The organism is Streptomyces sp. NPDC057623 (genome assembly GCF_042800355.1).
In the GTDB taxonomy this organism is placed as follows: Bacteria; Actinomycetota; Actinomycetes; order Streptomycetales; family Streptomycetaceae; genus Streptomyces.
Genome location: NZ_JBHVGZ010000029.1, coordinates 100,453 through 112,468, shown reverse-complemented (window position 1 = coordinate 112,468; position 12,016 = coordinate 100,453). Strand labels below are relative to the sequence as shown.

Below are 12,016 nucleotides of genomic sequence, written 5' to 3'. Positions count from 1 at the left end.
AACGGAGAACTCCGGGCGGGCAGTCGGCGACGAAGCAGAAACCCTCACGGCGCGAGCCGTAAGAATCCCCCTCCTTCAGGAGGGGGAGAAGTCAAGGGTACGCATGGACCCACACGTAGGGTGCCGGGGCCGAGGGCCCCAGGGACAGAGGGGCACGGCGGGGGCAACGCGCCTTGCCCCACCCGCGAGCCCGCCCTGACCTAAGCCGGTTCGGGTTGGGGTGCCGGCTGCCGCACCGGTGCGGATTCCGGTTCCCAGAGTCGGGTGACGCGTACGTATCCGTAGATCACCGAGGCCATCGCCAGAATGAGCAGTGGTCCGACGATCCGTGGATGTGCCGCCATCTCCATCGGCGCATAGCGATAACACGTCAAGAGCGCCGCGAAGACGACGGTGCCGTGGGTGACCAGCTGGATTCCCGACCGGTCCCAGCCGCGTTCGTGCGAACGCAGCGCCGCCTCGATGGTGAGCGCGAAGACCACGCCGGCGATGAGGTCCACGCCGTAGTGGTAGCCGAAGCCGAGGGTCGCGGCGAGCGTGGCGACCAGCCAGAACGTGCCGGCGTATCGCAGCAGCCGTGGGCCCTTGCGGGTATGGACGAAGATCACGGTGGCCCACGCCGTGTGCAGGCTGGGCATGCAGTTGCGGGGGGTTATCGCGTCGTACGGCATCGGGCTCGGGGTGTTGACCGGCGGCGGTATCTGCGGCCACAGGTTGGCCAGCGCCCAGTGCACGCCGCCGGTTCCGGAGGCGCCCGGGCCGTAGGCGAAGACCGGTCCGACCACCGGGAAGATCATGTAGAAGGCCGGCCCGAGGAGGCCGATGACCAGAAAGGTGCGCACCAGGTGATGGCGCGGGAAGCGCCGCTCGGCCGCCACGTCGCGCAGCTGGTAGAGGGCGACGACGACCGCGGCCACCGCGAGCTGGGCGTAGACGTAGCCGAGGACATGGTCGGCGATCGGGCCGGTGGCCGTGAGGATCCGGCCTGCCAGCCATGCGGGGTTGCCCAGTGCCTGGTCGGCCATGGCCACGTAGGGGTCGAGCACCGTCGGGCGGGTCTTCGAAGTGATCAGCAGCCAGGTGTCGCCGGTCCTGCGGCCGGCCACCAGCAGCAGGCCCAGCCCGACGCCCTTCAGCAGCAGGACGCGTTCCGGGCCGGTGCGGCGGGTGACAGCGATGACCGCACACCCGAGCATCACCCACAACGCGCCGCTGCCGAAGAAATAGCCGTCGGGAGTCCGGGCGTCGACCGCCCACCGTCCCAGTGCGAAGACGGTGTCGATGCCGATCGCGACACCAGCCGCGACGAACCTCTGCCGCCAGGTGAGCACCACCATCGTCAGCGCCATGCCCGCGTAGAGCGGCCCCGGCTTGGCGGCGAATATCAGGTCTTTCGCCTGGGTGGTCATCGGCCCCGGTACGCCGCCGTAGCGCCGCGCGGCGATCTCCAGCGTGATGAGGAAGCCGAGTGCCACCACACCCGCCGTGGCCCACAGCACCGCCCGTGGCTGTGGCTGACGCCATCCGGCGGGCGTCGTTCTTTCGTCTCTTCGTGAGAAGACCCGCGATGGTTTAGGTATCAACTGCCTGGCCGATTTGTTATGTGGTCAACCAGGCCACCTTTTGGCGCTGGACGGCATGGTTTCTGGTGGAGAGTGGAGGGGTGGTCGTCGTCGGTTCGAACATGCTATCCCCTCGGGCGGCTGATCCAGGTGACGAATGTGACCTTGGCCGTACCGCACGTGGCGGTAGAGGTGTGGTCCCGGTACCGGAACGGGCCTTCGGCCACCCAGGTCCGGCCGTCACTCGCCCGGCAGTTCACCATGGCCTTGTGGCGCATCACCGCCGACGACCCCCCGGTGCAGAGCACCTTTCCATAGTGTTTCCCGTCGGACGAATAGGCGGATTTGGTGCACGTGTAGGGCCGGGCATCCGCCGCGGGTGACGCATGGGCGGTGCCGACCGCGGCGCCGAGTGCGGCGACGACAGCCATTCCCAGAGATGCTCCTGCCGCGACGTATTTCTTCATGTTCCCCCCAGTGGTGCAGGCATCGAGAATTCGAGAACCCCCGCGCCCGGACATTCGCATGCTTGGGTGACGCGATATCGGCGAGCTCATTTCCGGAGCCATTGCTCTCGGTATGCCGGCCGAACTCTCCCCGTTCGGAGCCAAAGGCCGGTGGTCAGTTCGGCCCGCGCTCTCCACCATCATTGATCATGGTCGTGATCGTGTCAGCCGGAAGTCGCGTAAAGAAACCTTTACCTGCCATGAGGCAACCAGCAGGCAATACAGGCTTTCTGACGTCTCGCGTCCCCCGATCGATTGGAGGCACGAGATGAACCCTCACACAGCTGCCCGTCTGTCCGGAATGGTTCCGGCCGCTGTACTCCTCCTGGCCATGACGACCTCCTGCACCGGCTCCGCGCCCGGGGACGGCGCCGCCGCGGCCGCGAAGCCCGGCGCGCCCGGCGTGGGCGACCGGCTGTTTCCCGCACTCGGCAACGGCGGCTACGACGTGGCGCACTACGGACTGACCCTGGACTACGTGCCCGAGACCAACCGCCTGAAGGGCACGGCGGTCATCACGGCGCGCGCCACCCAGGACCTGAGCCGCTTCGACCTCGACCTGTCAGGGCTGCACGTCCGCCGGGCCACGGTGCAGGGCGAGCGGGCCCGGTACACGCGGGAGAAGGACGAGTTGCTGGTGACACCGGCGAAGCCGGTCAGGAAGGGCGACATCTTCAAGACGGTCGTCACCTACGACGGCACCCCCCGCACGATCGAGGACGACGACGGCGGCCTGGAAGGCTGGATCGAGACCGATGACGGCTCGACCGCCCTCGGCCAGCCCGCCGGTTCCATGACCTGGTTCCCGGGCAACCACCACCCCTCGGACAAGGCCACGTACGACATCACGGTCACCGTGCCCCAGGACGAGGACGGCGACCCGTACGACGTCGTCAGCAACGGCGAGCTGACCGCGCAGGAGGACAACGGCGGGACGGTGACCCGGCACTGGCACACCGAGGAGCCCATGGCCGGCTATCTCGCGCACGTCTCCGTCGGCTACTTCGAGGTCCACCAGGGCCGGACCGACGACGGCCTGCCCGTCTACGTCGCCGTCGACCCCGACGAGTCGGAGAACGCCGCGGACGTCAGGGATCTGGTGCCCGAGATCGTCGGCTGGGCGAGCGAACGCTTCGGTCCCTACCCCTTCTCCTCCACGGGCGCCGTCGTCGACCACGTGCCCGGGCTCGGCTACGCCCTGGAGACCCAGACCAAGCCCTACTTCGATCGGGCGCCGGACGAGGCGCTGCTCGTGCACGAGCTGGCGCACCAGTGGTTCGGCAACTCCGTCACCCCGCGCGAGTGGAAGGACATCTGGCTCAGCGAGGGCATGGCCACCTACGCGGAGTGGCTCTGGGAGGAGGAGCGGGGCGGCAGGAGGACCGACGAGATCTTCGAGGACTTCTACGACGGCACGGATGCCGAGAGCGAGGGCATCTGGGCCTTCCCGCCGGCCGATCCCCCCAGCGCGGCACGTGTCTCCGACCCGCCCGTCTACGGACGCGGCGCCATGGTCGTGCACAAGGTGCGGGAGGCCGTCGGCGACGAGACCTTCTTCGACATCCTCCGCACCTGGACCCGGCAGCACCGGCACGGCAACGCCGACACCGCGCAGTTCGTCGCCCTGTGCGAGGACAGGTCCGGGAAGGACCTGACGAAGCTCTTCGACCTCTGGCTCTTCAGCGGGAAGAAGCCGGAGAAGGACTCTTCCGCGTAGGCGTGGGAAGAGCCCTTCTCCTGTTCTGGGGCAGACCCTAGGCGGGCGGGTACACCAGCGTGATCTCGCGGTTCAGGCCGGTCTCGTCGGCGTCCGGGTACATGGAGACCTCACCGTCGGACCACCGCACCAGGAAGTCGTCGGGGTGGCGGTTCTCCGTGTAGTCGCCGGCGCCCAGGATGGTGGCGTGGGTCCAGAGCCGGTTGGGCTTCTTGACCTGGACCTCGCCGTGGAAGCCGTTCTGGTCGAGGTCCTTGTAGAGGGTCAGTTCGCCGTCCGTCCAGCGCACCATGAGGTCGTACTGGTCGTTGCCGGTGAAGTCGCCCGACGTGAGCGTCGCGGCGTGCTTCCAGGTGCCGTTGGGCGCGGCGAGCTTCTTCTCGCCGTGGAAGCCGTCGCGGTTGACGTCGGTGTACAGGGTGACCTCACCGTCGCTCCAGCGGACCAGGAGGTCGTCGGTCCACTTGTTGCCGCTCGTGTAGCGGCCGCCGGTGATGGAAACGGCGTGCTTCCACGTGGCGTTGGGCTTCTGCAACTGGACCTCGCCGTGAAAGCCGCGCTCGTCCACGTCGGGGTAGAGCGTCAGCTCGCCGTCGGTCCAGCGGACGATCAGGTCGTCCGTGTCGGCGCCGCTGAAGTCGCCCGCCGCGATGGTCTCGGCGTGCTTCCAGGTGCCGTTGGGCCCGATGAGACGAAACTCCTTGTCGAAGTTGTCGCCCTCCTCACCGGCACCGCGGTACAGGGTCACCTCGCCGTCGGACCAGCGCACGATCAGGTCGGAGTAGTCCCACGTGCCGGGGTTGCCGTCGGTGAAGTAGCCCCCGGCCATGACCTCGGCGTGCTGCCAGGTCTCGGCCTTGCCCAGGACGCCACGGCCGGCCGGCTGGCGGTTGTTGACCGCGTCGTCGTAGAGCGCCTTGGCGTCGGCGTCGAGGTAGGAGCTGTAGGAGATGTCGTCCTTGTCACCGCCGGTCTTCCAGCCGCCGATGACGCCGATGACGCCCCAGCCGCCGCCTCGCTTGACGAGGAACGGGCCGCCGGACGCGCCGCCGGAGTACTTGTCGCACGCGATACGCAGGAAGCTGCCCGGGATCTTCGGGTCGGTGCTGTCGTACCGGACGGTCTTGTCCGTGCAGTCCAGCGGGCGCTTCTGGTTGGCCGGGTAGCCGATGAGGCGGACCGGGTCGTGGGCGTACCCGGCATTGATCATCAACTCGGCCCCGCCGACGACCTCCTCGACGTTCTTGCCGCCGCGCGGTTCGATCTGAAGGAAGTTGAAGTCGAGGTCGGCCGCGGCGTCCGGGCCCTTGGCCAGGTACCGCTTGTCGACGTAGATCCGCCCGGGCCTGACGGTGAAGGCGCCGTGCGGCTTCCTGCCGTCGTCGTACTGCGGGACGAACGTGAGGTTCTTGCGCGCGTCCTGGTCGTCGAAGCAGTGACCGGCGCTCATCACGATGTTCTTGCCCGGGCTCTTGACGACCGTGCCACCGCAGAAGCGGCCGGTGTCGGTGCCGTCGTTCCAGAAGAAGGTGCCGACGACGGGCAGTCCTTCGAACGGCTTGCTGGGGGAGCGGGGCGTCCTGGCCGGAGCGGGAAACCGCTTGGCCTCCTGCTCCTGGACGGGCTTCGCGGCCCGCATGCGCTCCGGAGTCCAGTAGCTGTCGGCGTCGGCCGGCGTGAACCCGCGCGCGTCGTCGTCCCCGCCCGCCGGAACGGGAGTCGGCACGACGGAAGGCTCTTCCGCCGAGGCGCTCGGGGTGGCACTGCCCGGGGTGGCACTCCCGGGGGTGGCGCTCCCCAGGGTCGCGTTGCCCGAGGGAGGTGGATCGGTCTGGTCCGCGTACGCCGGAAGGCCCGGCAGCAGAACGAGTGCCGCGGCCCCCGCCGCGGCTCTCAGCGCTCTGCGCAACTTCATGGTCAAATCCCCCAGATTTATTGAGACGCGCGTCACGCCGCCTGGCGTGACTGCGTCAAGGTCGGTCATGATCGTATGACCACTTCATGCGGGGGACAGCGCATATGATCCACTTCACACGCTCATCCGCGTACAGCGGACTTGCCGCAATTGCCGTGCCTCTGCTCCTGCTTGGGCACACCGGGACGGCCTACGCCGCTTCCCTCCCGTTCCCCGGACGGGGATACGTCTCCGTCAGCGGTCCGGCACAACCCGGCGCGGCGGTGGAACTCACGGTCAAGGAACGCCCCGGCAATCCCCACCCGACGGCGGTGGAGGTCTCCAGCCCGGCACTCACCGACGACACCACCCTCGGCGACACCGAGAGCGCCTGGGTGGGCGCCGGCCGGATCAGGGAGAACCTCAAACCCGGCACGTATCCCGTGACGTTCACGCTGCGCCACAAGGACGCCGACTGCGTGGCGGAGAAGGACCGCGACTACCTGTGCGACTACCCCGCGATCGTCCTGCGTGCGGAGGTGAAGGTCTCCGCTCCGGACGAGACCCCGGCGGCGGACGACGCCACCGGCTTCGGCGGCGGCTTGGCGCTCGGCGTCGCGTCGGGTGCGGTGGGAACGCTGGCGGCGGGCGGCGTGTTCCTGCGGCTACGGCGGCGCGGGGCTCGGGACAGGCCGTCGCGGAGCCGGTGAGTCGCGCCGGACGGCGGAGACCGGATCGCCGGTCGGAAACCGTACGGCGATGTCTCCACCCCTGATCGCCGGTACGTACACTGCCGCCCATTACTGGCGGCCCGTCGAAGAGACGGGCCCAACCCTTCGGGGACTCCATGCGAAGAATGACGATCGGCTCCGCGCTGCTCGGAACGCTGGCCATAGCCGCCCTCCTCACTCCCGGCGCGCAGGCGGCCGAGGTGGTGGGCAACGCTGATGTGGGCGACTTCCGGATCACCGGCGGGGGCGGCTCGGGCAACGACGTGGTCCTGGGCACCACCGACTCGCGGACGATCACCGTCAAGCTGACGGCGAGCGACGACTCGGGCATCAGCTCCGCGGACTTCACGCTCTACCACGGAAGCAGCCGAACCAACGCCGACGCGGTGCTGAAGCCCAGCGAAGCGGCGCCGGTGTGCACGGCGGCCGGAACCACCTCCGTCTGCACCAGGCACTACACGATCGCCCCCCGACGGGATCTGACGAACTCGCTGGCCGGCATCTGGAAGGTCAGCGTCGAAGCCCACGCCAACGACGGGGACTACGTGAAGGCGGACGGCCACACCACCTTCTTCATGAAGCGCTACGCCAAGCTGACCGCCAACGCCTCCCCCGAGCCGGTCGCCAAGGGCCGCACCCTCACCGTCACGGGCAAGCTCACCCGGGCCAACTGGGACACACACGACTACCGCGGCTACACCAACCAGCGCGCCTACCTGGAGTTCCGCCGACCGGGCACCGACTACTACGAGTCCCTGGGCTACACCACCACGAACTCCACCGGGGTGGCCACGGCGAAGGTGACCGCGACCACCGACCGCTACTGGCGGTACGATTTCAGGAGCACCATGACGACCCGGGGCGTCAAGGCGACAGGCGACTTCGTGGACGTTCGATAGGCGGAGCGAACCGCCGTCGGGGGCAAGTCCGTCCGGGTCGAACTGCCCGGGGTCAGTCGCCGTGGCGGGCGTCGCCCGCGCCGGTGAGGACACGGACCTCGGTCTCCGTGTAGTCGGCCCCGCCCGGCTCGCGCCGGTCGCGCAACGAGCCGGCCCAGCCGAGCAGGAATCCCAGGGGAATGGAGATGAGACCGGGGTTGCGCAGCGGGAACACCGCGAAGTCCAGGTCCGGCAGCAGCGCCGTGGGATTCCCCGAGACCGCCGGGGACAGTGTCGTCAGCAGTACGGCGACCAGCAGGCCGCCGTACATGCTCCAGACCGCTCCCCTGGTCGTGAAGCCCTTCCACCACAGGTTGAACAGCAGGGCGGGCAGGATCGAGGAGGCCGCGATGGCGAAGGCGAGGCTGACCAGGAAGGCGATGTTGAGGTGCTGGGCGATCATCGACAGCGCGATCGCGGCCACGCCGATCACCACCACCCCCAGCCGGGCCACCAGGAGTTCGCTCTTCTCGGACGCTCTGCCCCGCATGATCGTCGCCCCGTAGACGTCATGGGCCAACGACGCCGCCGCGGTGAGCGTGAGCGCGGCGACGACGGCCATGATCGTGACGAAGGCGACGCAGGAGACCACGGTCAGCAGGAACGAGCCGCCCAGGCGCTCGGCCAGCAGCAGCACGGCCGTGTTGCCGGAGGCGGCGTCCCCGGCGATGACCTCCGTGCCGATCAGTGCCGCGGAGCCCAGGCCCGTCACGATCTCGAACAGGGTGAAGACGACGACCATGCCGGCCGCCCATGCCGCCGACTTGCGGGCTCTGCGCCCGCTGGAGACCGTGCCGATACGCATCAGGACGTGCGGCAGGGCGGCGGCGCCGAGCACGAACGCCAGTTGCAGGCTGATCTGGTCGGTCTTGCTGGTGCGGTCGTGGAAGCGGATGCCGGGTTCCAGGAAGGGCTCGCCGAAGCCGCTGTGCGCCACGGCCGCGTTCAGCAGACGCGCGGGGCTCCAGCCGAACTCCGACAGGAGCGCGAGCACGACGACGAGACCGGTGGCGAGAAGGATTACGGCTTTGATGCTCTGCACCAGGGTGGCCGCCCGCATTCCGCCGATGAGGACGTAGAGCACCATCAGCAGTCCGAGTCCGGCCACGACGACCCGCTGGGCGCCGTCGCCGTCGATGCCGATGACCGTCGCCGACAGCGCCCCGGCACCCACGAGCTGGGCGGTCAGATACAGCAGGCAGACGACCACGCTCGTGATGCCGGACGCCAGATGCGCGGGCCGGGCGCGCAGTCGCAGGGCGAGGGAGTCGCCGATCGTGAACCGTGAGGTGCTGTGGTAGGGCTGGGCGACCACCAGCACCAGCAGAGACCAGGCCACCATCGGCGCCAGCACATAGGCGATGCCGTCGTAGCCGGTGAGCGCGATGAGACCGGGGTTGCCCAGCATCCCCGCCGCGGACATGTAGGCGCCGAAGATCGCCAGCCCGTTGACCACGGACAACAGCCGCCGCTGACCGAGGTAGAACCCGCTCAGTTCGTCCTCCTCGGGGAGGATCGAGCCGACGGACAGGAACAGCGTGAGGACGATGCAGAGGCCGAAGACGGCAAGGACGGGAAAGGTGCCGCCGGAACCGGAGAGAGCGAGCACGACGTTCACCGGTGGCTCTCCAAGCGCGAGGTGGGACTGGAACCGTGCTGTGCCGTCACGGGTTTCGGCGAGTTCCGTGCGTGGCGCGTGTACCACAGGACCGCCGAGCCGGTGATCACCAGTTGCGCCAGCACGAGGGTGAGCCCGACGTTCAGCGGACCCGCCCAGGAGACCGCCATGAGACCGGGCGCCTCGTTGGCCAGGACGACGCCGGCCATCTGCGCGCCGACGACCGCGACGGTGACCAGCGCGGGCCGGCGGCGCGCGGCACGCAGTTCGCGCAGGGTCACGGTCCGACCGGGGGTGGGAGCGGGGGTGGGGGAGGGCGCAGGGCCCGCCGGACCGGACGGTGACGTCGCACGGATACGCGGGGCCGGCTCGGAGTGGGCCACGGGCGGCTCCGCCCACGCCGGTTGCCCCGCGCTCGCGGCCCGGGGCCGGCCGTCGTCCAGAGCGAGGTGCCGGACCATGCGAAGGGCCCAGGATCTTCGTGCGGCCCGGACGTCCGGCGCGGCGGTCGGGGACGCCTGAACAGACCGGAGGTACAGCTCCAGCAGCGCGGACGGCTGGTCGACGGCCGCGTAGGCGCGGGAGACGGCCTGCCGCAACTCCGACGCCGAGTAGAGGCGTTCATGGTCGAGGGCGCTGAGATAGAGCGCGGCAACCGCGGGAGGGTCCTGATCGGGGGAGAGGGGGAAGAGGGCGAGAGTGTCCATGAGTGCTCTTCGGCAAGGAGTGGCGCGGGAAGGGGGAGCGGGAAGGAGCGGGAAGGGGTGCGCGGGAAGGGCGCGCGGCATCAGGGGCTTGTGGCCGCACGTGTACGGCCGACCCGTGGATGGGGGCCGATGCCGCTGCCGGTGACGAAGAGGCCCGACAGAGGGGTGGGCTGAAACGGGTGCCGGATCCGGGCCAACCGTGCCGCAGCGATCACTGCCCGACAAGGATGCGAACGGCAACAATCCGGGCTACTTGCGTACATTGCGTTCCCCGCGGCTCGGTCCGGCCAGGTGCGGGCTGAGTACACTCCGTCCTCGGGCAGGACCGTCGGCTGTGGGCGCGAGGGGTGGGGCGGTGCCGGTGACGCCGGAGGCCGGGGACAGGATCGCCGACCGGTATCTCCTGCGGGAGCCCGTCGGCAGAGGCGGGATGGGCGTCGTCTGGCTGGCCTGGGACGAACGGCTCGAACGGCCGGTCGCGGTCAAGTGCGCACGCCTGGACGACGACCGGTCCGCACGACGGCTCATGGGCGAGGCGCGCAACGCCGGGCGGCTGCACCACCCGAACATCGTGGAAGTCTTCGACCTCGTCGACGAGGGCGCCACCTGCTGGATCATCATGGAATACGTCCCCTCGCGCAGCCTCGCGCAGATCGTCACGGAGCGCGGCCCGCTGACACCCGAGGAGGCCGGGTCGATCGGCCGGCAGATCGCGGCCGCGTTGGCGAAGTCCCACGACGCCGGTGTGGTGCACGGCGATGTGACGCCGGAGAACATCCTCGTCACCGACGAAGGCGTCGCGAGACTGACCGACTTCGGGATCTCGCGGGCTCTGTGGAGCGACGTCACACAGAGCACGACGGGCGCCGTGCGCGGCAAACCCCGCTATCTGGCCCCGGAGTTGGCCAAGGGCCAGCCCGCCGGGGAGAAGTCCGACGTGTTCTCCCTGGGCGCCTCCCTGTTCGCGGCGGTCGAGGGCCGCTCGCCGTACGGGGAGGCCGAACACCTCATGACGTACCTGGCCCGGGCCGTCGCGGGACACATCGAGCCGACGCGTCGGGCCGGCCTCCTCGACGGTCCCCTCGCCGCCCTGCTGGAGGTGGAGCCCCGGCGCCGACCCGATGCCCTCAGGGCCCAGAAGCTGCTGTCACGCGCCGCGCCACCGCCGCCGCACATACCGCGGGAGCCGCACGACAGCGGTACGCCGGGCCCCACGCCCCGCAAACTCCGACTGCCGCGACTCGTACACCGACGCCGGAACCGTTCGGCGATCACGGCGGTGGCACTGGTCTCGGCGGGCGCGATCACAGCCGGGCTCGTCCTCTTCGGCCCGTGGGCCTCGAAGGACGAGGGCGGCAAGGGAGACAAGGGCGGCCGTACCGCCGCGACCGACGCGCAACCCTCGGCCACGGCCCAGGCCGGCGCCCTCGGCGACGAGCGCACGGCGGACCCCTGCGGGCTGCTCGACGCCGCCTCCCTGAGCCGCTTCGGCAGCACCGCACTGGACCCCGCCTACGGTGAGATCGACCGGTGCGACGTCCTGGTGCGCAACAGCAGCGGTGACGACAACGCGGACGTGCAGGTCAATCTCGACTCGGACCGGGACGACTTCGACGACATCCGGTCCACCCGCCTGGTCGGCGGACTCACGGTCGTGACGCTCAAGCGCGCCGGCAGAGCCTGCGAACGGGCCGTCCTGACCACCGACGGCAAGCAGATCCGGGTCATCGGCAAGCAGCTCGCCGACCTGTCCCCCGACCCGTGCCACATGGCCGACGCCGCCACCGACCACGTGGTCGGCGTGCTGGCCGCCGGCCCGGTACCCCGGCGTTCGTCACCACCGGCCACGAACTCCCTGGCCCGGCTCGACACCTGCGCCCTCCTCGACGCCACCGACCTCAAACGGCTTCCCGGCGTCGAGGCGGACAACCAGGACCGCGGCTTCGGTTCCTGGGACTGCGACTGGTCGAGCGACGACGGCCGACGCGAGGTGGAGATCCAGTTCAGCCGGGACAACTCGCTGGACGCGGACGACGGGACGCCGGTGCACGTCGCCGGCACGAAGAGTTACGTCATCGCGGACGAGGCGGAGACCGACAGCTGCACCGTACGGACCCCGCACCGCACCTACCCGACCCCGTCCGGCCCCCGCACCACCGAACTCTTCCAACTGACCGTGTACGCCCCACAGCCGACCGAGCGACTGTGCGCCGTCGCGGAGGAGTTCGCGGCTGTCGTCGTCCGGAACGTCACCAGGCAGCTGACGCGGCGGTGAATCGCGACGTCGCAGGGCCCTGGGGTTCCTCGACGTCGGAGCGATCGACAGACGCCCTGTGACGCAGG

At 69.7% G+C, this 12,016-nt stretch carries 9 protein-coding genes; 4 read left to right on the top strand and 5 right to left on the bottom strand.

The window, feature by feature from the left end:
* Nucleotides 1-200: 200 nt before the first annotated feature.
* Entirely contained in the window at nt 201-1,499 is a 1,299-nt protein-coding gene (locus ACFU95_RS27200; RefSeq protein ID WP_383832298.1) for a phosphatase PAP2 family protein, read from the bottom strand.
* A gap of 188 nt (nt 1,500-1,687) precedes the next feature.
* Entirely contained in the window at nt 1,688-1,993 is a 306-nt protein-coding gene (locus tag ACFU95_RS27195; protein WP_383832296.1) for a hypothetical protein, read from the bottom strand.
* Between the two features lie 406 nt (nt 1,994-2,399).
* Here ACFU95_RS27195 and ACFU95_RS27190 point away from each other — a divergent pair, with 406 nt between their 5' ends.
* Nucleotides 2,400-3,785, top strand: a complete 1,386-nt coding sequence (locus ACFU95_RS27190) for a M1 family metallopeptidase (RefSeq protein ID WP_383832294.1) — start codon at nt 2,400-2,402, stop codon at nt 3,783-3,785.
* Between the two features lie 37 nt (nt 3,786-3,822).
* On the opposite strand, the gene ACFU95_RS27185 is transcribed toward ACFU95_RS27190, so the two are convergent.
* Nucleotides 3,823-5,700 (bottom strand): trypsin-like peptidase domain-containing protein, encoded by a 1,878-nt coding sequence (locus tag ACFU95_RS27185; RefSeq protein ID WP_383832292.1) that lies wholly within the window; start codon nt 5,698-5,700, stop codon nt 3,823-3,825.
* Nucleotides 5,701-5,855: 155 nt separating this feature from the next.
* On the opposite strand from ACFU95_RS27185, the gene ACFU95_RS27180 reads away from it, so the two are divergent.
* Together ACFU95_RS27180 and ACFU95_RS27175 are read left to right on the top strand one after the other, a co-directional pair.
* Nucleotides 5,856-6,389 (top strand): hypothetical protein, encoded by a 534-nt coding sequence (locus ACFU95_RS27180; RefSeq protein ID WP_383832290.1) that lies wholly within the window; start codon nt 5,856-5,858, stop codon nt 6,387-6,389.
* A 146-nt stretch (nt 6,390-6,535) separates the two neighbouring features.
* The gene (locus ACFU95_RS27175) at nt 6,536-7,309 is read left to right on the top strand and encodes a DUF5707 domain-containing protein (protein ID WP_383832288.1); all 774 of its coding nucleotides are present in this window, start codon (nt 6,536-6,538) and stop codon (nt 7,307-7,309) included.
* Nucleotides 7,310-7,361: 52 nt separating this feature from the next.
* Here the strand turns inward: ACFU95_RS27175 and ACFU95_RS27170 are convergent, their stop codons facing one another.
* Together ACFU95_RS27170 and ACFU95_RS27165 are read right to left on the bottom strand one after the other, a co-directional pair.
* Nucleotides 7,362-8,966: a cation acetate symporter gene (locus ACFU95_RS27170; protein ID WP_383832286.1), complete on the bottom strand. Its 1,605-nt coding sequence runs from the start codon at nt 8,964-8,966 to the stop codon at nt 7,362-7,364.
* The gene (locus ACFU95_RS27165) at nt 8,963-9,673 is read right to left on the bottom strand and encodes a DUF485 domain-containing protein (protein ID WP_383832284.1); all 711 of its coding nucleotides are present in this window, start codon (nt 9,671-9,673) and stop codon (nt 8,963-8,965) included. Before ACFU95_RS27165 ends, ACFU95_RS27170 begins: the two co-directional genes overlap by 4 nt.
* A gap of 355 nt (nt 9,674-10,028) precedes the next feature.
* Here ACFU95_RS27165 and ACFU95_RS27160 point away from each other — a divergent pair, with 355 nt between their 5' ends.
* Nucleotides 10,029-11,948 carry a serine/threonine-protein kinase gene (locus tag ACFU95_RS27160; protein ID WP_383832282.1) on the top strand — a complete coding sequence of 640 codons (1,920 nt, stop codon included), beginning with the start codon at nt 10,029-10,031 and terminating at the stop codon, nt 11,946-11,948.
* Nucleotides 11,949-12,016 lie beyond the last annotated feature (68 nt).